A 23,642-nucleotide genomic window follows, 5' to 3' on the forward strand; every position below is an offset into this window, starting at 1 on the left:
TAAAAGGATACAATAACTTTTTCTACTTTAATGTATCCTTTTTCTCCGGAGATGCTTATCTATACTGGGTTTTAGGAACTCAAACCGAACCAATTAACACCAAACAAAACCAATTAATCGGTAACCTAAAACTTTTGGAAGATGAAAGTAAGCCAAGACTTATCAATCCTGTTTTTCCTGCGTAGGGATAACGGAAATACAACCGGTAAAGGAACTCTCACAGTTCGATTAACTATAGACGGCGTCCGGGATGGGTTCTCTCTGGGATACCAGATTGACCCTAAAAAATTCGACAAGAAAGCCGCTGCCATTATCGGTAAATCAGCGGAAGCCATAGAAATAAATACGCAGATCCAGCATGTCAAAAGTGAATTGCTCCGTCATTACAACCTGCTGAAAGCCCAGGGCCCCACCGTTACACCCACCATGATAAAGAATGCCCATCTCTGTATTAATCAGGAAAAAAAGACTTTAATACAGGTGGCCGACTTCCACAATGCGAAGTTTAAAGAGAAAGTAGAAAAGGAGAAACGCTCTCCCGATACTTTAAAAAAATGGGTAACAACGAAGGACAAGATTACTATTTTCCTGAAGTCGGTATTTAAAATGCCGGATATTCCACTCGAAAGAATCGAATATGCTTTTGCTGAGGATTTTTTCGATTACATGACACTTACGGAAGGTATTCAGGATAACACTGCCATGAAGTACCTAAAAAACACCAAGCAACTTTTAAAGTTGGCAGTGCAAAGGAAGTGGTTAACCCATAATCCTTTGGCGGATTTTGTTTGTACTTATATTAACCCTGAACGGGATATTCTCGATATTGACGAACTCAGTACACTATATCATAAGGAGTTTACAATTCCCCGTTTACAAGAAACTAAAGACGCTTATCTGGTTATGGCCTTAACCGGCTATGCTTATAAGGATGCGTTGATGCTGTCTCCTGATAATGTTGCGAAATTTTTTGATGGAGAAGACTGGATTGTTAAAAATCGTGAGAAGACCTGGTGTCGTGAGAATGTACCCTTGTTGCCAATTGTAAAGGAGATCCTGCAGAAATATAAAAACCATCCTTATTGTGTTGCAAATAATGTGCTCCTGCCTATTAACAGCAACCAACGTTTTAACGGTTATCTCAAAGAGATTGCTGATATCTGCGGAATTAATAAGAACCTTACCACACATACCGCCCGTCATACATTTGCTACTACGGTAACGCTGGCGAATGGGGTGCCGCTGGAAACAGTAAGCGCCATGCTGGGTCATAAATCCATCCGGACAACGCAGATCTATGCAAAGATTGTAGCCAGCAAAGTTAGTACTGATATGAAGGCCTTGAAGGCGAATTTTAATCTTGTATTGCCGGATTCGTTGTATAAATCTGTAGCTGCCTAGCCTTTGCACTTCCAGTTAAATATAGGGAAGACCAGTATACCAGTCTTCCCTATATTTGTTATTCTTCTACGACACTCGCTACAGGAGCGTTTTTTTTGACTGATTCAATGCCATTGTCTCTTCCTGAAGTAGCCTCGTACATTTCGCTGGTACCAATTACTTGCCCATTTACAGCCTTTAAATTAAAATAGTGTTGTCCGTTTTTGGCAATTAATTTTTCGTAGTGGCTGTCGTTGGGGGCGTTCTTCTTAACGGAATCGATTCCGTTATTACAGGCACTTTTAGTGGTGTACATTTCGCTCGACAGAATAGTTTGGCCATTCTCAGCCTTCAGGTTAAAATAATGCTGGCCGTCTTTGGCAGTTTTAATTACGAATTTACCCATAAGTGTTTGGATTTTAGTGGAATGGAAATTTATGTTACAGTTTTAAAAGACAGGTTATTCAATCACTTATTTGTTAACGAGCCAAATTTTGAAAGCCAATACTGATTAAGAGTCAGTAGCTCTAATAAATCTGTTTTGGGTGTCTATGTAAAGTAACCGTATGCTGACAAAATTGTTCAGTTTAAATGAAAATTTCATAACCGATACTCGTGGTTGGGAATGGAATCACTAAATGGATGCTCGTTTTTCCTTATCGACTTTCTCTTGCTGTAATAAAGCTGTATGATTGAAATTATCAAGACGGACATATTTTTCATGTACCTGTCTTGATAATCAATGCTTTAACAAAACGTTAACATCGTTGGGTCGTTCAAAGTCATTTATTGCAGAACTTGTTGATACCCAGATTGGAAGACCTTCTACCTGACATGTGAAACAGTTGCAGCAAATTTCGTAACACCAAAACAATGCTCTACGTACACACTTTTAAAACCACCTATATATGCAGCAGCATTACCAATTATCTTTTTTTGAAAAACTCATTCGCGTTGACCTCAAACAGGCACCCCTTAAACAAAAGCAACCAGACAAAAATTTTTTCTCTTATACCACAAGCGACGTTATCAGTCAAAAGGACATGATGTTGCATTGTTTTGGAAAGTATCTCTATGATCTGGGCAACAAAAAGCAGGTAGGTTGGTATATCCAAATGCACCAGCATCAGTTAGTCTTGCTGATGGATCAAACCGCAGCCTATCTTTCAGAAGAAGACATCGTTAATATCAACATTCAATCATCCGAAACCACCTGGATTAATCTGTTCAAAATTATTTATTGTAACCTGGCTGAGTTATTGTCCTTTCTCGAACGCGAATTTACCCGCTATCTGGATGTTGATTGCAAAATACCGGCTTCATATCTGCTTTCTGCTCAGAACGGATTTATGCAGGAAGTTCAGATTCTGAAAGAAGATTTCGTAAAGTCCGGCGTTGATGAACATTTATTGCAAATCATATTTATCCCATTTCACGATTTTTTAGAAGCCGATCACGTTGGCTGCTTTATAAGCTACCATCAACTTTTTTATCTGAGAGAATTTAAAAAGAAGCTACGCTTGTTGCTGGAAAACCATAAAGCAGGAACAGATTTTACAGAAAGACTTGCAGACCTGTTGCAATACCTCAATTTCAATAATATTCATTATTTCAGATACTGGGCCGAAGCCGTGAACAATGAAATTGAAGAACTGCCTACTATCCGGGAAAAGCTGGACCGGCTTATATTCCTGCAAAAGAAAACCAATCAGACAGCGGTTAAACCTGATTTTATTTTCAGTAAAGTGCATCCAACTCTTCAGAATCAGTTGCAGTCCTGGCTATTAAACGAAATTAGCTATCAGGAGAAAAAAGAATCCCTTTTAAATAGTGTACACGTTGCTGATGAATTAAGCCGCTGGAAAGACTTTAAAGTTGTTACTGTTTTCTCTGTATCGCAGTTGGGCAACATCATAAAACTATTGTTTGATAGTGGACTATACCTCAATAAGAACAAAACAGAATTACTGGATTTCTTTTCCTACTTCTTTACAACAGTTAAACAGGACAATGTTTCGTCCGGTAGCCTGCGCAGCAATTTTTATAAAGACAATGCCGCCGTATCAAAAGCAGTTCGGGAAATCCTTATGGGGCTGGTTAACCACTCCCGTAAGAATGTAAATATATTTGCTTGCTGTGCGTTGACTTACTTTATCAATCACCTTTAACCATTCGTCATATATTATGAAAAGAATTATACAAAATTAATTTATTAATTATCAAATAGTTACAGAGGGTACCGTCACCCCCGTGACTGTTCTTGTGTTGATTTAATTTTTTCTTTTGCTGCCATCAAACAAAACCAAATTTTATGGCAGCAGAAATTCTCACCCGTGAAGATCTCGCAGTATTCAAAACGGAATTATTCCATGAACTGCGGGATCTTATCAACTCCCCAGGCGCTCAACCCCGCAAGTGGCTTAAGTCGTACGAGGTCCGCGACATGTTAGGGATTTCTCCCGGTACCCTACAGAACATGCGCATTAACGGAACTCTTTCTTTTACAAAAATCGGTGGCCTGATCTTCTACGACTTTAACGACATCATCAAGTTGATGGAAGGCACGAAGAAAACCGTGAAGGGCTCCTGATGGCAGGATCACCGGCACAGATCAACTACATCAGGCATTTGAATGCCTTTTTCGCACAGGTGCGGAAAGATGATCGTTTACATGCGCATCATATCAGCCTGTATATGGCATTGTTCCAGGTGTGGAACCAATACCGTTTTCAAAACCCCTTTCCCATCCTGCGCGAAGAAGTCATGAGCCTATCTCGTATTGGCTCCCGCAGCACCTATGTCGGTTGTCTGAAGCACCTGCATGTCTATCAGTACATCATCTATCAGCCGGCGAAACATCCTTACGCGCCCAGCTTTGTAACGATCCTCACACTGACAGATTTTATTGCAGATCCTACTACGGAACAGCTATCACTTTTCGGTGGTGCTATGTGGCCCAAAAGTGGGCCTCATGATCAGTACGAAACTGGGCCACACATGAGGCCCGAAAGTGGGCCACGTACTAGGCCCAAATCTGGGCCACGCTCAGGCCCAAAAGTGGGCCACATTTATAATAAACATATAAACAATTTAAAACGGGAGGGAGTAAACACACTCCCGCCCACAAAAAAAAATGAAAAAAATGAAGTTAAAAAAGACCAGTTCGATACGGGTGCACCCGGCGCGGAAAATGCAGACGGCGCCGCGCGAAATCTCCCCACCTTATCCGAGGTACAGGAATTTTTTAACGCCCACGTCTACCCGGAAGTGGAAGCAGACAAGTTTTTCCACCACTACCAGGCCAACGGCTGGCGACAGGGTGGCAAGACGTTGATAACCGACTGGCAGGCCGCCGCTCATAAATGGGTACTGAATATTCATCCACAAAAACCTGAAAGCAATGACAAACACACCAAACCAGCAACCGGGGCAGGACGGCTCCACACCAACGAAAACAAAAGCTACTCAGACCCCCTATGACTACTACCAGTTGATACAACTACTGGAAGAACACGGGAAAGCCGTATACAGCCCTCATTTCAAGGTAGACGACATAGACCGGCCCGTGGTCCTCAAACTGTTAGCATATTTCCTACGCGACGAACCAGTAGCCGCAGACGAAGGCATAGACCTGGATAAAGGCGTACTGCTTACCGGTAAAATCGGCTGCGGCAAAACCTCGCTTATCAACCTTATGCGGTCATTGTGTGCGGAAGCCTACAGACCAACCATCTTATCTTGCCGGGACATTAGTTTTGAATTTGGGAGGATTGGTTTTGATCTAATCGGGAAATACAGCAAGAACGCATTCTTCCCTTATTCCAACATTCCGCGTGTGTATTGTTTCGATGATTTGGGACTGGAAACGAATATCAATTTTTGGGGTAACAATTGTAACGTCATGGCGGAAATTCTGCTATCACGATATGACCTGCTTATCTCCAATAAAATGCTGACCCATGTTACCACCAACCTTAACAGCCACGAGTTGGAGGATTTATACGGTAACCGGCTACGCAGCAGAATGAGAGCCATGTTCAACCTCATTGCATTTGATCCTGCAACCGCGGATAAGAGACGATAACCACTACAAACACAACTCATGTATCCTTCATTTATAACTTTTATTAGCAGTGATTCAGACGGCACCAAGCTGCTAAGGATCTGCGATCAGGAATTTAAAGTATTCGACTATGATTGGTATATTGAAGATGCCATTAACTTGGCGAAGTACTGGAAAGCACACCAGGTAACCTATCAACGTATCGTGTGTTTACGGACTTGGATAAGAGAGAATTATCAGCATGGTCATGATATACCGTACAAACACATGCGCAGCCTGCAAGCCTGCCGGCATTGGGTTGAAAGCGTTATTCACGCTGAATATGAATGTGCAGACGAAATGTTTCAAGAAAGCTATAAAAGGAAATTGGTTGAGAATAAAGCGATCTTCTCAAAAAGAGAAACTGGATAATAGGAGGTATAGAGTACCCTCCAGTTATCCTCCGGTTGTCTGCTGAAATTACCTGTAGATTCCGGAGCATGATCAGAATATACATACTGTCGGCTGATTTGAGTTCAAGGATTGATGATTCTTCCTGTTCGGTAGCAAAGAAAACACTAAGATCGTCTAAGGTAATTGATAAATTTCCCTTCCAAAAAGTGATTTGCGCAAATCACTTTTAAACTTGTTTTAGTGAGGTTAAAAGTAGGTGTATCCGGACCGTGAGGGCATTTCATGTCGATACAATAAATTGCCGCTGTGATGTGTTGAATAGGGCTTGCATCCTATTTTCCTAAGCTCCGCTATTACACACTTATGAGGAAAGTTTTTACTTCCGTCTGCTGAAATAAATGCAATTTTTGGATTTAGATATTGAATAATTTTCGTAGTTAGACTTTTTCTACTTCCATGATGTGGAACGCAAAGCCAATGAATATCCTTCACGTCATAATTTTTTATTATTTTATCCAAGGATTCGGGCCCAGCATCAGATGTGAATAAATATTTTCCTTGATCTTTAGGAGTGAAAAGTATAACAACACTACTATTATTTTCACTAGAATTGTCATTTTCACTGTTAAGTAGTTCAGCAGAGCTAATTCCGTTTAGATCGCCAAGTGCTTCAAAAATATTTGTTTGTAAATCATTAGATATATCTAGCCCTTTTTCGAAAAGTAAATTAATATCACGAAAATTACTGAGTAGTCTTTGATAATATAACTTTGACGGACCCACTACTTGGATTGGAGCATGTCTATATGTTCGTCCTGCAAAAGGCTCTGACCTGGGAATTCCATTTTTATCTATTTTTTTTAGGAGTGTTTCTGCTTGATTAAGATTCTCACAGAGGAAATTCAAACTTTTTTCTATTTTCTCTGAAAGGACTTGACTTTCTAATAAATTCTCAACAATCTCTTTGTGAGCCGTTGGATCGTGGATCCAAAATTCTCCAATATGTATTTTTCCTACTATGTCAAAGAATCCACCAATATGATCGGAATCTGGATGGGTACAAATGGCCAGATCAATTTTTTTTTCTTTGTATGCCTCTTGATATGATCTCGTATTTGTTCCCCATCTTTTTTGTATCCAGCATCCATAAGTATTATGAATTCTTCTTTTTTTTCATTTACCCACTTTAAAATTATCGAATTCGCTTTTCCTACAGATAGTACATCAATTTCAAATGGCATATTTTATATTTATTAAGGTTGGACAATATAGTTTAACCTGAAGTTCCGTTAAATTTTCAGCATGTTGTATAATGTAATCTAGTTTTTGTTTTCCGAAAGGTCTAAGATTAGTGCCTATATTACGTATGGCGGTGAGATTTTCCTTAGTTAGGTTTCGCGAAAATATTGTATTATACTCCACATTACTCTTTAGAATCTGGATAATATCAGCCCTATATCTTTCAACTTCTTTTAGCATAAATTGGGGGATGTTATGAGCTTCAACTACTTCTTGAACAATGTTCTCATTTTTTAAATTATCAACGAAGCCATATAGACACGATTCGAGATCCCATCCAAGAGAAAAGTATGCAATCTCCTTATTACTTCCATTTTGAACATTTCTGTATACATTGTTAATTAGTTGGAAGTATTTAATTCGTTGCATGAATAAATCTATCGTCCTTATTAGTAAGACTAACGTGTTCTTGTATTTTTTCTTTATAGGAAGAGAGACACCTGCGTCACTAGTAATAATGATTTCGCATTCATATGAGCTGCCATTTTGAGTAATTTTGTGTATGCCCTGATTGTCATAAATGCCACCATCAATCAAAAGAGGGGTGCATCGAAAGAAGTCAGCTTCATTTTCAAAAAAGTGTTTACTTATTTGCACAGGTGTAAACGCGTGAGGGACACATGTTGACGCCATGACAGCGCGTGATATGGGAAAATTATCATGCTTGAACTTTATTGGTGCGCTTTGCTTTTGAAAGGTGTAGTAAGAATCTCCCATTTTCCTTTTTGAGAATGTAAATGGCCTTCCAGTTTCTAAATTGGTTGCATTAATAGCTAATTCAGTAGATGTTCCTAAATCGGATAGCGTTTTGCCGTGAAAGAAGAATTTGTCGTAAGCCTTCTCTATAATTTTACTTACAGGAAATAATACGAATTGAAACTTAATGAGCATAAATATATATGCAGAGAGTATAATACATGTAACAATAGGATGTTTTCCAAAAAAATAAATGTCTAATAACGGAACAATAATGAGATATAGCAGGAAAAAAAGGAATCGCCAGGAAAATATAATTTTAGTTATGACACTCTTTTTTAATAGAGTATCATAAAGTTTTGCACGAAATTTTTCATAGTTTTTATCTGAAAGACTATAGGCGGCACCAGTAATAGAACCACCTGAAATAGTAGAAATTACTGCTACCTTAGGTAATATATTGAGTTCGTTTAATTTATTTAAAACACCTAGATGAAAAGCTGCTGCTCTGTATCCACCGCCAGAAAGGGCAAGACCAATTCTCTTTTGTTGTGCCATATATTTATTTAATTTATGTAGAACGATATTTTTTTATTATCTCCAACGATCAACATGAGTGGAGGTAGTCCCAAGCTATTCATGTGCTTTCTTAGCCAGGAAAGCAATATTTTATCATCGCCGCTCATTACAGTACTATACCCTTTAGGGTGGCTGTGCCATTCTCCGATATACTGTAAAGCACCTGCTGTTATAACTTCTACCTTTTTCAATTCTTCAGAAACACCATTGATACCTCTAATATATGCTTGAGGGTATTCTATACTGTCTGATGGGGAATCTATTGTATCAGCTATATACACAATTTGCCTTTCCATATCGTAGTTGCCAATTAAGATACCACCTGTTTCGTTAGGCAACTTTTCAGATCTTTTTTCGCTGAGTTTATTTATTAGGTACTCATCATAGTAAATTGTCCAGTCGCCAGAATGATGGTAGATGCTCTTAAAAACTTCTGTATCATAAAGGCAAACGGTCCCAGTTTCATTATCGACTCTCCAAATGGAAAGGAAGGCATTTGTATGCTTTAAAATCTTCTGTTTTACCATTTTAGAGCCAATGGCTGCTGCTATGGCAACAGAATCTTGGGGGAGAACTAAACTTACATCACGACAGCCAGTACCATATCTAAATTTTTGTTCTCCATTATTGAAATGGTCGTGCAAGTATGGTTCTTTAAGTATAAATCGCAGATATTGAATTTCTAATTGCGCCGCGTTGTAGTTACGTTCTTTATCTTCGCAGAAAGCTACAAAATCATTACCACTGGGACTAAGTGAACAACTACATATTCTTCCTCTATGGGGTTGTGCGCTGATAGATTTTAGAGCGGCGGAAGAAGCAGATATCTCAAGCAGTAATTCACATTCCCTGATGGCTTTTTGAGTGGATTCTTTTTGAATATCTTCTATTATATTGCCTACTATTGGAGATACACATTCGGGGATAATTCCATTGGCGATTATGGCAAATTGCTTGGCTTTATCGCGCATAATGTTGAAGTATGTTAAGGCATGCCTAGATAAATTATGAGGTAGTAATATGTCAGAATCTATTACTGTCCATTGTCCAATGCCAGCTCTGATTAAATTTAAGATGAGTTGTGAACCCAGAGCACCTGCACCAACTGCCATGATTTTCATTGGAGTAGAAGTTTCTTCTACTCCGTTCAAGAACTGCGCTAACTGCCTATTATAGGGGTAAACAGGCCTTAATATGCCAATCGGAGTGTTTACCAGCGCATCATCCTTTATCGTTTGGCCAATTATGTATCCTACTCCTAGATTCCTATCGACATTATCCCACAAGTTTAGTCTTATTCCGATTTCCTCTATGCTTTCAGTAGTTAGAAAGACATAACTGTCTTGTGCTTCTACAGTTGTACAATCTGGATTCCTGAGTTTAGGCAAGTCTATAAGGAAGGCAAGGCGTTTAGTTAAATCGACGTTGTTGCGTTTATAGTCTTTTAATTTCTCTGTTAAAAATGTTACCAATTCAATTCCTGCATTTTTCAGCATTTGTGCAAGTACAAGCAGATTTTGTGGTGCTCTCTGAACAATACCATGCAATTGAGGTTCTCCTTTAATATATTCCATTCTGACAGGAAAAGGACTGAAGCGATTTAATGAGGGGTTACTCGACGCCAAAAGAATTAATTTGCCATTTGGTTTTTCATCAATGATATAGATATTTAAGCAATTTTTATCATGATTACCATCCAGAAATACATAACCATCATCATACAGAAATAACGGTTCTAGAGGCTGATCTTTTTGATGTAGATCCCCAACGGCAGATAGTTTTAACCACTCCCTTATTCTTTCTAGAAATGTGGGCGCGGTCCAAAATATTTTTATTTCATCATAGGGGATGTCATATAAGCATAATGAACGGGGCTTTTCATTGAGTTCCAACAATTGATGTGGAAGTGATGGGAAGTCTTCTCTTAATGTATAGACTCTAGGAATCTGTGTGTCATTTGGATCAAAAGATACTGCAATGTGTTCCTCTTTTTGTATGTCGTATTTGGGATATTGAGGAACTTCTACTTGAATTTTAATTATAATAGTCTCGCGATTTAAGTCATCCTTTATTAATTCTTGCACTTCCGAGAATACGGATTCTTTTGCGGCTTGAAGAAATGCCTTCGCTTTACTTAGCTGTAGGTCTGCTGGGGAAATTTTTTCTCCAGCAGGCCTTATAAGTGGTACTGTTTTCATTATCCCGCTTTTGGTATTTGGCGTTCAGTTACAAACCCACCTGGGATAATCGTTTTAAGGATTGTTGCCCCGTAGTTGTTGATTGTGATTTCAATCGGCATAGGCTGAGAACGAGAAGGCCATTCCATAGTGACGCGTATTTCGCCATTCTTCAACTCAGAGACTTTTTTATAGTAGTTATACGCCTGTCTATGTGGTGGTTGTATGGCATCATAATCGGTTGGAATAGAGTTAGAAGGCGAAATTAAAATGCCTTTTTCTTTGCCGTGATTTTCAAATAACTCTTTTACAGGCCCTACTGGAGTCGTTATCGTATCTCCTTTTTCAGGAGCTAACGAAAGATAGCTGCAGTGATGTGAAATGTGACAAATATCCCAGGCCAATCTATCGCTATTGCCGAATTTCTCACTGGTTCTGACAACAGCATGGAGCAATTGCCAATCAGCATCACCTAGTAATAACATTTCTGTGGATGGGAGGTTTTTGAATCTAGCATGAAGAATTAGACAAGCATCATTTCTGTTAATATCTTCGCCATCTGCGCAATAAGCAAATGGTGCATGGGCAAAGAACTCTACTTCTTGATTAGTGTTATTCCATCCTGGTACTAGCTCGCCAGCATCTACAATTAAGTGACGGACATCGGAAAGTTCGATACCCTCTCTCTTCAACCAATCTTTGAGTTTGTTTGGCTTTGAAAATACTTTTATCCCTTTTTTATTTCGCAGACGATATCTGGCTTCTGCGCGGAGTATCCTGGTGGAATCATCACATCCCTCTTCTAATATTACATGAGCAGGTACCCAAAGATCTTCAATTTTTTTTCGGCTGCCTTCTTGGTATTTACTTGCATGCTCGAGGTAGAAATAATTCTCAAAACCCTGTACGTGGTCCAGATCGGCATGTGTAAACGCAACCACATCTATGGATTCTCCGTTAATATCTTTATTCAATGATTCCGGAAGATTGCATCGGTAGTCATCTGGAGTTGTTTTGTCTGCGTAGTCGAATATTAACTGCTTACCACTACTTAATTTCAGAAAGGTACAGTCGGCATTACCTATCGGATAGAATTTAATTGTATGACTCATTAATCTTATGTGATTAATGCCTTTTGAGTCTATAGTATATTTTGGAGCGCTCTTTGTATATATTTTAGCGTGCCAGCAACGGTGCATCAAAAGGCTTGTAATAAATTATTGTTACAGCTTTTCCCACATAACCAGGTGAAAAGGTGACGCTTTTGACCTGGTTTTTTTATCAAGAACTATTCATGCTTAATAATTTAGTATCAAATTTAGTTAAATTTAATTAAATTTAACTATTCTCTTTGTTAAGCACTAGTTAATTTAACTTTGTTTGTTAATGCAAATAATATTAACTTTGGGCCATGGTTGATGCAAACGAACTCCTATTTGAGAGACTTTTTGATGGAGTACCGCTTTTTAAGAATCAGCTCGATTTAGTAACGAGCCTCGTGAGTACACCGGCATATATGGTACCATCTGATGACTTAGATGCCAGAACGAAGGCTATAAACAGACTTAAAGCCTATATTTCTCAATTATTATCTGGTAATGCTAACAGACTTATTACACAAGATTTAAGGGTATCACTCAGTTTATTGCTAGCTGAGCGCATTAAGGATAAGCGTCAAAGGGAAGAATTGATTCTGCTGATATTCGAGTCTATGCGTCGAAAGAGTAGTATTCCATCAGTAAAAGAAGTTAGACAGCCGAGTAAGAATTTCTTTCAAAACGACATTGCCGAATCTAGTTATATTTCTATTATTACAGCAACTACTATTAATGCCGATTTGATTAAAGATGATCGGAAAATGTCATTGACAGATTTTTTTTTATTGGATTTGTATGAAAGCCTTTTTAATAAGAAATCTTTGTATAAGCAGTACAGGTTTAATTTTCCTATTAGAAGTGATTGTGAGGTATTTTGGTTGGGTTTAGAGTCTGGCCTTGCTAAGTTGTTGGAACAATTATTTGATAATCAAAATCTGATTTCTTTTTTACATGATTATAAATTTGTTATAAAATCAACTACTTATAATGTATATCAAAAGTATCAAGAACTCGCAGCTGAGATATTAACAGATGACAACAGACTTTTTGAGATAAGGCAACATTTAATTCGGAATATATCAAAAGATATGGTGGAGTTTTTAAATAGGAATGAAACCATCAAGACTTTTCATGTTGAAGAACCTATTTATTCAATTCCATTAGTGGCTCTTGATCCAAATATTCCGGGATTAACTAAGTTATATGCATTAATTGAAGAAGAAAATAGACAAATTAATATTCTAAAATGCTCGCATGAGAATATGCTGCTTTGGAGACGATTTGTTTGGAATCAATTAATTACAAGTAAGAAGGCACGTAATATCCCCTGCCCGTATTTGGAAATAGCTCCAGATAATTATAGTTGACTTGAAATGACAGAGCACTAGTTGATCTAAGCGGATATAAGGTCTCACTGCGGCCTCAGTCGGCAAAAAGGGCGCCAGGCCCTCGCTTGCCCCTTCCGCTGCGCTTCAGGGGCTGCGCTCAGCCCTGTCACCCTTTTTGCGCTCCTTCAGCCTCCGTTCGGGTAGCTCCCGGTCTGGCTAAGGGCTGCTTTTAAAATTGGTCGCCATTATGCCCGCCATCCCTTCGCTACCCATTTTGTCCGCCCCCCGCCCGCCACCCCCGGCCTTCCATTTTTGATTTGCCGTCCGCTGGCGCTCCCGGCGAGATAAAGGTCGAAGGCGCGGCCTGCTGCGGCTCGCCCTCGCTTGGCCCCTCCGCTGCGCTCCGGGGCCTGCGCTCTGGCTGCCGCCGCAGCGGCCAGGGGTGGAAGGGCGGTGGGGGCGGCAGACCTCCGATTAAGCGGGAGATTATAGCACTGATCGACAGAACCCTGATTAAGCGACCGACGGGAGAACCAAGCGCGCGAACACCAGCATTTGTACCCTGATCGACATTGTACTGTCGCGCGGCGTCCGTGAGAACAGATGATGGGATCAACTGTAGAACATAGGCTCAACAGCATCACTTTGACCAGCGGAAGATCATAGGCTAGGCGTCAGTAACCCATCATCTATTCTCCCGGACGTTAGCGCGTTTGATCCCACTGTAATTTTTAATTACTCTGACTGATAGCCCAATAACTGGTCGCCTCCGGGTGGCTGGTTGCCTCCGCGCAGCGGTCCCACCAAATAACAGTCAGCACGTTATCCGCCCGGATAAAACAGGCAGATAACGCTGACAGTAATGTTATAAAAATGATTAGTTAATTATCAGGCTGTAGTTCGCCTATAAAGGATTTTATCCGTGAGCAGCACGGGCTTTTGCCTCGCTGTGGTAGCTGTCACTGGCAGCCTTCAGATCACGAAATAGTAATTCAGGGTGTTTCCAGTATTTAACGCTTAACTTCTCCCGAATCTTACGGACCTCAGCAACCGCATCATATTTTTTAGCTTTTTTCATGGTCGTTAGGCTTTAAAATTTCTCTTGGTGTTCTGATTTCAATGATTGGATAACCCATCTGTAAGTTAATGGAATTATACAATTTTATACGGTTTAAGTTAACAATATGTTTGAAATTCCAGCTCGCCAAAACTTCCGCTTTGCTTAGTGTGGCGATGGCAATATGTAAAGCATCATTAAAACTTTTATTACTTAGAGCTCCACCTGAAATATATGCCTCTGCCAGTTCTACTGCTTCCGGTGTGTTTTTATGTTCTGCTTTAAAACTGTCTGGTACTTCATCCAGTTTTAAGGTCACTTCCTCGCGGGCCTGCTTCAGCTCCAATATTACCAGATCTGATATAACCAGGTGTTTTATTCCACTTTTAAATTCTTCAAACAATGCGTTGCTGAATTCTTTGAATTCAATATCGAAACAGCCTCCGATCACGGAGGTGTCAGTATAAACATTCAACATGAATAACAATTGAAAAATGAAAGGAAGGGGTTAAAAACTAAGCAGGAGGTGCTTAGTGGCTACATACCTGTATTTCAGGGCTGCTGTTGTCTTTCAGCGTAGATACAAGGCCCGGTGAAATATCCAGGTACTGTAGTAGGTAGGAGAGTTGTGTTTTAATAATTATACGGGCCTTCCGTATTTCTTCATCGGTAGGCCTCATATTCCTGCCGCCGAGGGTAGGCAGTACCAGTTGTGAAAATAGGGACTCAGTCCAGCCCAATTCCCGGCGCAGATGATCTTTAATGTATAATGGAAAATTGCATAGCCTCGTATAGGTATCATGCAGTTCATTATCTGATAAAGGCGCCGGAGGAAATAATTTTGCAAGGTTTTCAGCGAACATCTTTTGTTCGTTGGTGCGGAATTTTTTCATTAAAACATGGTTTGGTTAACAACCCGATCCCCGCGGGCGGAAAGATCACAGATACGGTCCGCCCGCAGGCGTCCGGTTGTCAGGGTTAACAATAAAAGAGGGGGACTTAATTACTCACTGTAACGCTGTGCTATTTCGCGCATTACTGCTTTTCCTTTTCGTGCTTCTGGTTGCAGCACAGGCTTTTCTTGTTTTAGCTTGCTTATTACTATGCGGTTACTCTCTACCTGCACAGTCACTTTGTCGCCAACTATAAAGCCGGCATTCTCCAGCCAAACACCGGCTAGAGAAATACAGGAAACCAGTCTTGAATCGTAGGTACGTTCCTGATGAATGTACTTTACTGTTAAGTGTCGGGTTTTGTTTTTATCTTCCATATTTGTACTTATTGATACACAAATGTACTTATAATTACAATAATAAACAAGCATTAAAGATACTTTTTTGTATATTTAAGTCTAAATAATGTCATTTATTTGACCTGTTTTTTACCTATCAGTACAATATTTATATTATTGTTTATGTTAATGTAATTGTAATATTCTGGCTTCTTCATAGATTTAGGGTAGTTTAAAATTTTACTTCAATTGATTTGAATTAACCCAATCAAAAAAGAAATTATGACATTTGGACAGCGTGTAACAATAATGCGTAAACAGAAAAATATTAATCAGTCTGAACTGGGGGCTTTAATCGGTACCAGTGGAAATATTGTAAGCAAATACGAGAGAGATTTTATAACGCCATCGATCGACGTAGCGGCCAAAATAGCGAAAGCGTTGAACGTATCTATTGACTACCTGGTTAATGGAATAGCTACAGAGAAGGGGCCAATTACTGACGAAGAAGCAAACCAATTGCAACACTTTGATCAGTTATTACCGGAAGACAAAGTACATGTTCTGGCAGTTGTTGAAGCCTTTCTAACAAAATCAAAATTGCAATCCCTGATTGGATAAAAAAGGGCTCCCGCATTAAGCGAGAGCCCTTCCACCAAACAATCCGTAAGGTAACCACACCTTTGGCCGGAGACTATTTAACAGCGGACTAACCGCCTTCTTTTTGAACTGCTGCCTGACTCACACCGCTCATCACTGTACCGGCAACAGCCAGGTAACCGGCTACTTTGATAATGATCGCCGGAATTGCCGGAATCCCCATCAGAGCGCCACTTATCGCGGTCAGGATCAAACCAATATTGCGCACCTTACTAAAAAAAGGGGGTGTTGATGCAGAGAGACGTTGTATAAGTTTCATACACGTTTTTTAGAAGTTAAAAGATCTGGCCATGACGACCAGTTTATTTATTATACTCCACCAGGTGCCGCCGGCATACCGGAAATATTCACCAACGCAAGGGCATTGAAAGCACCGTTTTTAAGGCTATACAGCGCCCCGTTAACCTGCTGATAGAATTCTACGCCGAGAACGAGAAAGAGCGGTTTGGTGCTGTTTGCCGTCACATTAACGGACAGATTCATCACAGCGGTTGCGGTGGCGTCGATGGTCAGTTCTGCACTTGCCGCATTGCCGTTGACAAAAGTTTCGGCCTCGAAATCAATCTCCGCACCGGCAGCCAGAATTTTAAAATGGGTAGCACCACCTGGCGCCGCTACCATGTTAACAGGTATGAAGGCCGGAATATCAACTTTGAGAATACCGGTAGCTCTGTCAATGGCCGCGGTATAGGGTGCAAACAGGGTACCGGCCAGCCGTGCATTGATGTTGAACTCAAACCCACTCAAGAGCTCAGCCTCACCATCAATAACATTGCGTTGACCGCGAACACTCTTGGCATCGGCTTGAATTACCTTCAACATATCACGGGTTAACCGGGAAGTCAGATAACTATCACTGGCATTTAACAGCATAGCCCGGAAGGCAGTCCTTAACAATTTACCGGCTTTGCCGGCCCTGCCAAATTCCGCTCCATTCTCCCGTGTACGGACAAAGGCGGCGTCATTAGCAATACGACTCCCATCCACACCACCTTTTCCACGGGCCAGATGGCCGGCCTTAGACTTATAAAAGGTAATGTTACCGATGGTCCCTTTCAAAGGGACGATTCCATTTTGTTTTGCCATTTGAAAACAATTTTAGGGAACGATAGGGGCTTTCACATAGCCAAGCCCGTTAGGCTCACATCTGCGCAGGATGCAGTAAATTTGCATTTAACCACACCAAACTAAGCCGGCATTTCAGCACAACAAAATTTCCATTCCGATTATGCCGAATTCGCACACATTAATACCTAATCGCATAGTGATTTATGCAAAAGACATCAGGAATATTACCGGGAGGAGTGAACGCACCGCGAGGAAGATGCTGCAGCAGATCCGCGAGGCCAACGGTAAAAAGAAAGGTGAGTTTGTAACAGTGATGGAGTTCTGCAGTTTTACGGGGCTGGAAGAGGAGATTGTTTCTCAGTTCCTGGCGTATTGATTTGATGAGATCATAAATATCAAAATTGAATTATGCTTCTTTGATGTATTAAACCCCTTTTTAAATCAATCAGCCAGGACGATGCTGCAGCAGATATCCTGAAGATGATTTACCGGCAATAACCCCGTTTTTACCGGTACCACCCGGAGACTCACCTAAATGTACTGCCAGATGAAAATATAGTCAGCTAACTTTGTTCCAGGTTAAAAAATAAATCATGGACAACCAGGCAAGCATTGAGGCTATACAACAGGCCAATCTTGAAATTTGTAAGTCCTTTGAAACACTGGATTTCAGAGCCGCAAGCCGTTATCTGGCTGACGATTGCGACTATATCACCTTTAATGGGATGTATCTGAAAGGCAGGGAGGAATACATACGGGTACATGAAGAACTGATGAACAATTTTATGTTCAGAGGCGCAAAACTGGAAGGACAAATTAAACAGGTACGTTTTTTAAATGAAACAACAGCCATTGTTATTTCGATTGGTGCTATCCGCTTTCGCTGGCAGAAACAGGCTCCACAAAGCCGCCAGTCCATTAACACTACTGTATGGGTTAAAAATACTGCGGGTGAGTGGCAGTTTACAGCTTTTCACAACTGCAGGGTAAAAAAAATCGGGCGATTTGCCGGTTGGTTACTTAAACTGGGAAAAAAATAGTACTATCATCCCTCTATTATATATCACACAAAAAGCCGCATAAATCACACGATTTAAGCGGCTTTTGTTTGCCTAAAAGAAGGGATATCTGTTGCTGTAATTGAGTTTTGCCGGTTCACCGGAATAGAGGAGGAGTTAATCACCCAGTTTCTCATGTATTGATACTCCCGGTTCCCAACCTGTATTAAACGTATATAGGTTACTGTTATATAGTATAAGAATATATTTTAGCTTTATTTATGCTGATTTAGCAAGGGTTTTCGTATCTTTGTAGGGTGTTTAAGTTCTTACAAATCCAATTAAAATAAGCTAATCCAAAAGGATACAAAAAAGGATACAGTACCTTTTTATTACCTTGAAAGCGGCGGTTTATAAGCCTTTGATATAGTCCCAAGGGGATCACTGGAAGATTTGAAGACCTGCACTTGGTGCGGGTCTTCTTTTTTTGCTCTATAATTTACTCTATAATGATTGAGTAAGGCGGTAGAGTTTACGAGGCTTTACAAAGAGCGGAGCTATCTTTGCGAATTTACGATTATTTAGAATTAGAAGTTTCTGTCAATTAGATAAACATTATAATTAAGTCTTTGTTTTTTAGCAAAGATGAAAGTCTTAACACTCACACTGCTAGTGTAGATATTCAATAATATTCTCTTGATAAGAATATTAAACGAAAGTATTGACTCGTAAATGGAACATGGGAGTATATGTATAGGTAGGCAGTAATGGTATGCTACATTATGTACGTTTTTTGTTCGAAAATTCTCTTCTCATCTGAAAATGAATTGTCTAAAATCTGCCTAACTATTTCTGATTCTAGAGACTTTATACCCTCGTTCTGAAAGTGAATTCGATTTAGAACAAATAAAACCAAATCCATACTAAATTGAATTTTAAGGGTTAATTGACTAAGAGAGGAAAGCAATTTTATTCTATCTATTTTTAGCAGGTTCTTGGCCATTTTTCTATTGGTATTTAGGTAGTCCTTTACTTCAGAACTGAAATCGGTATTGGAAAATCTAATACGTACGACATTTCTAAATAACGAAGACCACTCCGAATTTTTATATTTTTTATAAGCTAATTCGTCAAATACTTTTAGTAGTGTCCAATCACAAGATTGCAAAACTGCAAATTGCCTATTTAATTGTCTACTCAGTCCATTTTCTGCAACCCAGTCTCCTTTGCACTTATATCGAAGATCGTGTTCGATTTCATGCCATCCTTCAGAGAATACTGTTCTAAATTGTACCTCAAATGTATTGTCAATATATGTATGATTAAAGACCTGTGAACTTTCCGAATATACATTTGGGAGCCTAAATATCATATTGCATCTTGTAGGCCCAAATCTATCATCATCAAATTTGTCAATACTATGATCATCTGGTAGTTCAATATATTTATTTTTCAGGAGATTTATTGCGAGCTCTTCGTCGTCTGCAAAATAAACAGTAACACGTATTCCGAAAATGTCTTGCATTTTCTTTTTGTTGTTGTCATATTGATTCTTTTTGTTGTTAATCTTTTTCTCTATTGAGCTTGAAGATTTTAATCTTTGGAAGACCCTATTAAAAATGCCGGTGCTATTTAATAGATCTGAAATGTCGTTTGCTAAACTTTGAATTAGCCGTTCTTCTGTAGGACCCATTTCTATTTTCATCTTCCTAGAATTTGTTTTATTTCTTTAATGTGTTCGATATTCAATTCAACAGAGAATTTACCTCGTTCTTTAATTATAATTCCCCTTTTTATTAAGGAATCAATAGCTAAATCAATATTTGTAACTTCTTCCGATGGTACACCCATCCTCAATGTACCTTCTCTTTTATGGGCAGTAAAACGATCTCTACCCGCCGGCCAAAATCTTTCAAGGACATGTTTTTCAAATGAATTGATTTCTACTTCTTTGTCATTTGTGATAATTCGCTGATCTGAATAGTTAATTAAGAAATTGGGATCAGCTTTACAATTTGTAAAATCGATTTCATTAGAAATTACTTGCCCAATATGAATATTGCAATCAATAAAAGCGCAGTTGATGAAATTTACTTTTCGAAAAGTTTCAAATGATAATTCGATGTTATAGAATTCACAATCTAAAAATATACAGTTTTCTACTATTTTGTTGAAATGGAATGTGTTTCTAAATTCAATACCTTCTATATACTCATTGGACAAATCATGATTAATTCCGCCTTTTAGGTAGTTATCGATAAAAATTCTTTTGGACGAAGGGAGAATATCAAAAAGCGTGTCATTAATTAAGTCATAGATTTTGTTTTTGGTATTGGTATTCCGTGGTGTATAAGCTGTAAGAAGAAAATCTACAAATCTCTCAGTACAAATCCATTCATCTTTGTCATTGATTAAGTTTTTTCCAACAAATGTTCCTAAAATGAAATCATTAACAAATCCTATTTTTTGTTCACTTTCACCTTTTCTATCCAAAAATGCATGCATTGTTAATTTGGCGGTCAAACTATCAATAGTCATGTTGTCACTTGCTGGATATCGCTTTACGATTGAAAATAACAGCTCTCTCTTGTTCGAAAAAATTAACTTTTCCAATACATCTTTTGATTCGGAAGTGATGTCATGAAGTACAAAGTGGGTGGAAACTAACTCAAGTATGTTTTCTTGCTCGTCGTTTGCCATAATTAATGCTTGCCTTTCCTTTTCTCGATTTAGCAATTTTTCTATATATCCTTCTATCACTAGATCTGTATTTTTTAAGCATTCTGTAAATTCCTTTTCGCTCATATTTCTTAGATATGATAACAAGACTGGATTCGAAATACTTTTTAAATTCAACCCCGCCCTTTGAAGCGCTTTTTCCCTGGTGGGGTCAATCCAATCTTTAATCGTAGGAGAAGACAAACTATATCTTCTGAATTCAAAGCTAGAACTGTTTTTTTCTATCCAGGTATGAAAATCGTCACCGTCAAATATGGCAGTTTTCCTCGTGGTAAGAATTATTTTAGCATCAATTTGCAATAATTCACGTATGGTATCTAACATTGGCTCCGCTTCTTCAAATTTTTCTCCTTTTTTGTCTTTGTTAGTTGATTTCAAAAGTTCATCAAACCCATCTATTATTACAGGTATCCGCCCTTCAATAATGTGTTTTCTGACTAGCTCAAGACTTATGCCTGTAAACTTTCTTTCTATTTCATCGTATAAAACATATTTGAATATCGGAGCCTGTCTATTCCTAGATAATTCAATGAATAGCGGGATTTTGTTGCCTTCAAATTTCTTAGTTAATTTATTTAGTACTTCAAAAGAAGTGCTTGTTTTTCCAAAACCCGCAGCGGCTTCCAAAACAACTAACACAGGCCCTTCAGCCGAAAAATCAGTTACGATTTTGTCTACAATGTTGTCATTTTTGTATTCTTCAAGTTGTGCATCATAATATTCGCTACAGATATATGTATAATTAGAAAATATTACATCTGTAATCTTATTCTTATAATCTTCATATGATTTTTTAACAGTTAAACTGGCAGAGACTGGATCAAAAAAACCCTCGAAAAGTTTTTTCTCAGCTTCTTCGAGTGAGGTATAGGCTCTTATGTTTATGTTGAAGCCTAATGCTGAGACTTCCTTTTTATAGTTTTCTAATACGGTATGTTCGATTGAGGGATCATTTATAACTATATCAGCATTTGCAAAGTATCTGCTTGTAAAAGCATACGCAGTTACTTTGTTATTTTTTAGAGGCAACTTTTGAAAACGATAAAGATTGTAAAGTCTATCTAATTCGCTTACATTCATGAATATAGGGTTTTGCATGAAAATAATATTTTCATTTTTTAGCCTTTGTTGGAAAAAGTGTCATCACAGGTTATGTGAAGCCAAAGTGAGGTATGATAGCCATCACCCTCAAATTTTTTGCTACATCAAGCTTAAGTATACATATCTATTATTGAGATATTTTGATAGAATAAAATTGTATTCTGCAGGAAAACCATTATTCTTTTAATTTGAAAATCTGAATTGATCTATGAGTCCATAGATCATAGATAGGAAATATTTTTTTGGCGGTTCAATAAAGAATGAGGTTAAATTTTAGGGAATCACATGGAGCTTAGACAAATATAAGGGATTTGTAAATAATTAATGAATTTATTCGAAAGTCAGTGTATAACCATGAGATTTCCCGCTTCGCCGCAACCCGCAAGATGTTCGGTTGTGATACAACCGGTCTTTCCGCCCCCTGCTTTGCGGTGGCTGCAAGATGTCAGGTTGTATCACAACCTGCTTTTTTTGCGCTTCCCTCCGAAGTCGGGAAGCTGGTTAACCTATATCAAATTTTTTAGGGGTTGAGGCTATGATTAAACTTTTATTTATTTTCGAATAGATAAGTAGCCCCAATAATTTTAAAAGCAATGTGTATGAGTGAAAGTGTGCGTAATGAAAATGCTATGCCCCAGATGTTATTCCCCTTCGATCCAGACCAATTTTGGCAACGTGTTAGATTAATTTGCCCCGAAATTTCCAATTTACAGCGCTACATTTTTTCGGGGGGAGGTCATCATTTCATTATCTCTAAATTAACTGGCCGAAATTCGGGGAAGTCGACATTTAAGGCAAGGATAACAAGATACTATTGGCAACATAAATTTTAATCATGAATATGGAATTTCTGGGACTAAGTGCAAGTAAGATTGTACGCTTATTTTGCATTAGCATGTTGGTGTGTCAAGTTACAATTGGCCAAATCAAAGTGACTGATAATATTGAGAGTTGGAAATTTAATCGACAAGTTGAGAAATCAGTTGAGGTGCGACATATTGTAGATTCAATATGTAACGCTTACTCAACAATAACATTTTTTGTGCGTAATAACGAGATTCTTGATTCTGTTGAGTATTCCAGAGATTTACCTCAATTTTTAAAATCTGCATTTTCTCACGCTTTACCGCTCTACAAAAATGCAAATTGGAAGACAATACTTCCGAAATCTCAAACTATTCGGGACTATGAGATTATTCAACCTTTCGTTTATGATTTTTATGCCAAACAATGTAACGATACTGTGTCAGAAAGTCAAATGAAAGATATGCTGAGTGTTGATATAAAAAGGGGAAACAATAAAATCTCCAAGTTTCTTCTGATACCTGTAGATATAAAGATTTACTATAGCGGTTATTAATAGCATCATTCAAAATCTACTGAAAATTAATGCGTAGTTAGTTAAATAATTATTCAGATCCTGTAGTATTACTTTTTCTGAATTATGCTAGAAATCAATATGTAAGCTATCATTTTTAGTTTCAAATTCGCTAAATAAAAAATAAAAATTTACGCGTTGACATTTAATATACAAATTAGGATAAGGTAAATTTGTTCTATATAGTAAAGATTATAGGTTGGATTAAATATTAACTGCTTCATTCTTTTTTAATTCCATCATTCACGCTCCAACCTTCACTCATTACAGCCTTGCGCCATTCATCATAAAATCATCATTCTTTTTTTAGAAATATTTTGTTATTCGGATTTGAAAATGTACTTTTGAAAGCGTGCCAATACTTGTTTGATGCAGTGATTTGCTGCTCCTTTTTAATA

The 23,642-nt window shown here is 38.5% G+C and carries 24 protein-coding genes and 1 pseudogene; 11 read left to right on the forward strand and 14 right to left on the reverse strand.

Going from position 1 to position 23,642, the window contains the following annotated elements:
* The first annotated feature begins 141 nt into the window (after positions 1 to 141).
* On the forward strand, positions 142 to 1,401 hold the full coding sequence (locus tag CLV51_RS22760; protein WP_106530384.1) for a site-specific integrase: 1,260 nt from the start codon (positions 142 to 144) through the stop codon (positions 1,399 to 1,401).
* Between the two features lie 58 nt (positions 1,402 to 1,459).
* On the opposite strand, the gene CLV51_RS22765 is transcribed toward CLV51_RS22760, so the two are convergent.
* Entirely contained in the window at positions 1,460 to 1,786 is a 327-nt protein-coding gene (locus CLV51_RS22765) for a YegP family protein (RefSeq protein ID WP_106530385.1), read from the reverse strand.
* Positions 1,787 to 2,288: 502 nt separating this feature from the next.
* Here CLV51_RS22765 and CLV51_RS22770 point away from each other — a divergent pair.
* The 5 genes from CLV51_RS22770 to CLV51_RS22790 all read left to right on the forward strand — a co-directional run bounded on the left by CLV51_RS22770 (position 2,289) and on the right by CLV51_RS22790 (position 5,854).
* Positions 2,289 to 3,548 carry a hypothetical protein gene (locus CLV51_RS22770; protein WP_106530386.1) on the forward strand — a complete coding sequence of 420 codons (1,260 nt, stop codon included), beginning with the start codon at positions 2,289 to 2,291 and terminating at the stop codon, positions 3,546 to 3,548.
* 143 nt (positions 3,549 to 3,691) lie between these two features.
* Positions 3,692 to 3,970, forward strand: coding sequence for a helix-turn-helix domain-containing protein (locus CLV51_RS22775; RefSeq protein ID WP_106530387.1), 279 nt, complete (start codon positions 3,692 to 3,694; stop codon positions 3,968 to 3,970).
* Entirely contained in the window at positions 3,970 to 4,860 is an 891-nt protein-coding gene (locus CLV51_RS22780; protein ID WP_106530388.1) for a hypothetical protein, read from the forward strand. The genes CLV51_RS22775 and CLV51_RS22780 overlap by 1 nt, the downstream gene beginning before the upstream one ends.
* A complete protein-coding gene (locus CLV51_RS22785; RefSeq protein WP_106530389.1) occupies positions 4,781 to 5,464 on the forward strand; it encodes a P-loop NTPase family protein in 684 nt (227 codons plus the stop codon). The genes CLV51_RS22780 and CLV51_RS22785 overlap by 80 nt, the downstream gene beginning before the upstream one ends.
* A gap of 18 nt (positions 5,465 to 5,482) precedes the next feature.
* Positions 5,483 to 5,854 carry a hypothetical protein gene (locus tag CLV51_RS22790; protein WP_106530390.1) on the forward strand — a complete coding sequence of 124 codons (372 nt, stop codon included), beginning with the start codon at positions 5,483 to 5,485 and terminating at the stop codon, positions 5,852 to 5,854.
* A 228-nt stretch (positions 5,855 to 6,082) separates the two neighbouring features.
* On the opposite strand, the gene CLV51_RS22795 is transcribed toward CLV51_RS22790, so the two are convergent.
* The 5 genes and pseudogenes from CLV51_RS22795 to CLV51_RS22810 form a co-directional block, all read right to left on the reverse strand.
* On the reverse strand, positions 6,083 to 6,742 hold the full coding sequence (locus CLV51_RS22795; protein ID WP_245898900.1) for a ComEC/Rec2 family competence protein: 660 nt from the start codon (positions 6,740 to 6,742) through the stop codon (positions 6,083 to 6,085).
* A gap of 81 nt (positions 6,743 to 6,823) precedes the next feature.
* Positions 6,824 to 6,997: pseudogene (locus CLV51_RS29950) on the reverse strand (MBL fold metallo-hydrolase); the annotation flags it as partial.
* A gap of 69 nt (positions 6,998 to 7,066) precedes the next feature.
* On the reverse strand, positions 7,067 to 8,389 hold the full coding sequence (locus CLV51_RS22800; RefSeq protein ID WP_106530391.1) for a patatin-like phospholipase family protein: 1,323 nt from the start codon (positions 8,387 to 8,389) through the stop codon (positions 7,067 to 7,069).
* Positions 8,390 to 8,397: 8 nt separating this feature from the next.
* Entirely contained in the window at positions 8,398 to 10,608 is a 2,211-nt protein-coding gene (locus CLV51_RS22805; RefSeq protein ID WP_106530392.1) for an anti-phage 6A-MBL system cap2_3 protein, read from the reverse strand.
* Positions 10,608 to 11,699 carry an anti-phage 6A-MBL system MBL-fold protein gene (locus CLV51_RS22810; RefSeq protein WP_106530393.1) on the reverse strand — a complete coding sequence of 364 codons (1,092 nt, stop codon included), beginning with the start codon at positions 11,697 to 11,699 and terminating at the stop codon, positions 10,608 to 10,610. Before CLV51_RS22810 ends, CLV51_RS22805 begins: the two co-directional genes overlap by 1 nt.
* A gap of 299 nt (positions 11,700 to 11,998) precedes the next feature.
* Here CLV51_RS22810 and CLV51_RS22815 point away from each other — a divergent pair, with 299 nt between their 5' ends.
* A complete protein-coding gene (locus tag CLV51_RS22815; protein WP_106530394.1) occupies positions 11,999 to 13,051 on the forward strand; it encodes a hypothetical protein in 1,053 nt (350 codons plus the stop codon).
* An 877-nt stretch (positions 13,052 to 13,928) separates the two neighbouring features.
* Here CLV51_RS22815 and CLV51_RS29220 read toward each other — a convergent pair.
* The 4 genes from CLV51_RS29220 to CLV51_RS22830 all read right to left on the reverse strand — a co-directional run bounded on the left by CLV51_RS29220 (position 13,929) and on the right by CLV51_RS22830 (position 15,339).
* Positions 13,929 to 14,090, reverse strand: coding sequence for a hypothetical protein (locus CLV51_RS29220; RefSeq protein WP_158267090.1), 162 nt, complete (start codon positions 14,088 to 14,090; stop codon positions 13,929 to 13,931).
* Positions 14,077 to 14,547, reverse strand: coding sequence for a PIN domain-containing protein (locus tag CLV51_RS22820; protein WP_106530395.1), 471 nt, complete (start codon positions 14,545 to 14,547; stop codon positions 14,077 to 14,079). Before CLV51_RS22820 ends, CLV51_RS29220 begins: the two co-directional genes overlap by 14 nt.
* A gap of 52 nt (positions 14,548 to 14,599) precedes the next feature.
* Complete coding sequence (locus CLV51_RS22825; protein WP_106530396.1) at positions 14,600 to 14,962, reverse strand: hypothetical protein; 363 nt, start codon at positions 14,960 to 14,962, stop codon at positions 14,600 to 14,602.
* A 110-nt stretch (positions 14,963 to 15,072) separates the two neighbouring features.
* Positions 15,073 to 15,339 (reverse strand): SymE family type I addiction module toxin, encoded by a 267-nt coding sequence (locus CLV51_RS22830; RefSeq protein WP_158267120.1) that lies wholly within the window; start codon positions 15,337 to 15,339, stop codon positions 15,073 to 15,075.
* A gap of 243 nt (positions 15,340 to 15,582) precedes the next feature.
* On the opposite strand from CLV51_RS22830, the gene CLV51_RS22835 reads away from it, so the two are divergent.
* On the forward strand, positions 15,583 to 15,921 hold the full coding sequence (locus tag CLV51_RS22835; RefSeq protein ID WP_106530398.1) for a helix-turn-helix domain-containing protein: 339 nt from the start codon (positions 15,583 to 15,585) through the stop codon (positions 15,919 to 15,921).
* A gap of 88 nt (positions 15,922 to 16,009) precedes the next feature.
* On the opposite strand, the gene CLV51_RS22840 is transcribed toward CLV51_RS22835, so the two are convergent.
* Both CLV51_RS22840 and CLV51_RS22845 read right to left on the reverse strand, forming a co-directional pair.
* Positions 16,010 to 16,219 (reverse strand): hypothetical protein, encoded by a 210-nt coding sequence (locus CLV51_RS22840; RefSeq protein ID WP_106530399.1) that lies wholly within the window; start codon positions 16,217 to 16,219, stop codon positions 16,010 to 16,012.
* 50 nt (positions 16,220 to 16,269) lie between these two features.
* A complete protein-coding gene (locus tag CLV51_RS22845; RefSeq protein ID WP_106530400.1) occupies positions 16,270 to 17,046 on the reverse strand; it encodes a hypothetical protein in 777 nt (258 codons plus the stop codon).
* A gap of 142 nt (positions 17,047 to 17,188) precedes the next feature.
* On the opposite strand from CLV51_RS22845, the gene CLV51_RS22850 reads away from it, so the two are divergent.
* Both CLV51_RS22850 and CLV51_RS22855 read left to right on the forward strand, forming a co-directional pair.
* Complete coding sequence (locus CLV51_RS22850) at positions 17,189 to 17,404, forward strand: hypothetical protein (RefSeq protein WP_106530401.1); 216 nt, start codon at positions 17,189 to 17,191, stop codon at positions 17,402 to 17,404.
* 217 nt (positions 17,405 to 17,621) lie between these two features.
* On the forward strand, positions 17,622 to 18,068 hold the full coding sequence (locus CLV51_RS22855) for a YybH family protein (RefSeq protein WP_106530402.1): 447 nt from the start codon (positions 17,622 to 17,624) through the stop codon (positions 18,066 to 18,068).
* A 733-nt stretch (positions 18,069 to 18,801) separates the two neighbouring features.
* On the opposite strand, the gene CLV51_RS22860 is transcribed toward CLV51_RS22855, so the two are convergent.
* Both CLV51_RS22860 and CLV51_RS22865 read right to left on the reverse strand, forming a co-directional pair.
* On the reverse strand, positions 18,802 to 19,731 hold the full coding sequence (locus CLV51_RS22860; RefSeq protein ID WP_106530403.1) for a nucleotidyltransferase family protein: 930 nt from the start codon (positions 19,729 to 19,731) through the stop codon (positions 18,802 to 18,804).
* Entirely contained in the window at positions 19,728 to 21,845 is a 2,118-nt protein-coding gene (locus tag CLV51_RS22865; protein WP_146151357.1) for a hypothetical protein, read from the reverse strand. Before CLV51_RS22865 ends, CLV51_RS22860 begins: the two co-directional genes overlap by 4 nt.
* Before the next feature lie 856 nt (positions 21,846 to 22,701).
* Here CLV51_RS22865 and CLV51_RS22875 point away from each other — a divergent pair.
* On the forward strand, positions 22,702 to 23,226 hold the full coding sequence (locus CLV51_RS22875; protein ID WP_106530406.1) for a hypothetical protein: 525 nt from the start codon (positions 22,702 to 22,704) through the stop codon (positions 23,224 to 23,226).
* Positions 23,227 to 23,642 lie beyond the last annotated feature (416 nt).

Origin of the sequence: Chitinophaga niastensis, from assembly GCF_003014755.1 — a bacterium.
GTDB lineage: Bacteria > Bacteroidota > Bacteroidia > Chitinophagales > Chitinophagaceae > Chitinophaga > Chitinophaga niastensis.

Coding starts and splice junctions, on each gene's coding strand:
- CLV51_RS22855 (WP_106530402.1), top strand. CDS start 17,622: ATGGACAACCAGGCAAGCATTGAGGCTATACAACAGGCCAATCTTGAA.
- CLV51_RS22815 (WP_106530394.1), top strand. CDS start 11,999: ATGGTTGATGCAAACGAACTCCTATTTGAGAGACTTTTTGATGGAGTA.
- CLV51_RS22840 (WP_106530399.1), bottom strand. CDS start 16,219: ATGAAACTTATACAACGTCTCTCTGCATCAACACCCCCTTTTTTTAGT.
- CLV51_RS22805 (WP_106530392.1), bottom strand. CDS start 10,608: ATGAAAACAGTACCACTTATAAGGCCTGCTGGAGAAAAAATTTCCCCA.
- CLV51_RS22775 (WP_106530387.1), top strand. CDS start 3,692: ATGGCAGCAGAAATTCTCACCCGTGAAGATCTCGCAGTATTCAAAACG.
- CLV51_RS22865 (WP_146151357.1), bottom strand. CDS start 21,845: ATGAATGTAAGCGAATTAGATAGACTTTACAATCTTTATCGTTTTCAA.
- CLV51_RS29220 (WP_158267090.1), bottom strand. CDS start 14,090: ATGAAAAAAGCTAAAAAATATGATGCGGTTGCTGAGGTCCGTAAGATT.
- CLV51_RS22810 (WP_106530393.1), bottom strand. CDS start 11,699: ATGAGTCATACAATTAAATTCTATCCGATAGGTAATGCCGACTGTACC.
- CLV51_RS22790 (WP_106530390.1), top strand. CDS start 5,483: ATGTATCCTTCATTTATAACTTTTATTAGCAGTGATTCAGACGGCACC.
- CLV51_RS22770 (WP_106530386.1), top strand. CDS start 2,289: ATGCAGCAGCATTACCAATTATCTTTTTTTGAAAAACTCATTCGCGTT.
- CLV51_RS22765 (WP_106530385.1), bottom strand. CDS start 1,786: ATGGGTAAATTCGTAATTAAAACTGCCAAAGACGGCCAGCATTATTTT.
- CLV51_RS22785 (WP_106530389.1), top strand. CDS start 4,781: ATGACAAACACACCAAACCAGCAACCGGGGCAGGACGGCTCCACACCA.
- CLV51_RS22860 (WP_106530403.1), bottom strand. CDS start 19,731: ATGAAAATAGAAATGGGTCCTACAGAAGAACGGCTAATTCAAAGTTTA.
- CLV51_RS22835 (WP_106530398.1), top strand. CDS start 15,583: ATGACATTTGGACAGCGTGTAACAATAATGCGTAAACAGAAAAATATT.
- CLV51_RS22875 (WP_106530406.1), top strand. CDS start 22,702: ATGAATATGGAATTTCTGGGACTAAGTGCAAGTAAGATTGTACGCTTA.
- CLV51_RS22800 (WP_106530391.1), bottom strand. CDS start 8,389: ATGGCACAACAAAAGAGAATTGGTCTTGCCCTTTCTGGCGGTGGATAC.
- CLV51_RS22825 (WP_106530396.1), bottom strand. CDS start 14,962: ATGAAAAAATTCCGCACCAACGAACAAAAGATGTTCGCTGAAAACCTT.
- CLV51_RS22820 (WP_106530395.1), bottom strand. CDS start 14,547: ATGTTGAATGTTTATACTGACACCTCCGTGATCGGAGGCTGTTTCGAT.
- CLV51_RS22780 (WP_106530388.1), top strand. CDS start 3,970: ATGGCAGGATCACCGGCACAGATCAACTACATCAGGCATTTGAATGCC.
- CLV51_RS22845 (WP_106530400.1), bottom strand. CDS start 17,046: ATGGCAAAACAAAATGGAATCGTCCCTTTGAAAGGGACCATCGGTAAC.
- CLV51_RS22760 (WP_106530384.1), top strand. CDS start 142: ATGAAAGTAAGCCAAGACTTATCAATCCTGTTTTTCCTGCGTAGGGAT.
- CLV51_RS22850 (WP_106530401.1), top strand. CDS start 17,189: ATGCCGAATTCGCACACATTAATACCTAATCGCATAGTGATTTATGCA.
- CLV51_RS22830 (WP_158267120.1), bottom strand. CDS start 15,339: ATGGAAGATAAAAACAAAACCCGACACTTAACAGTAAAGTACATTCAT.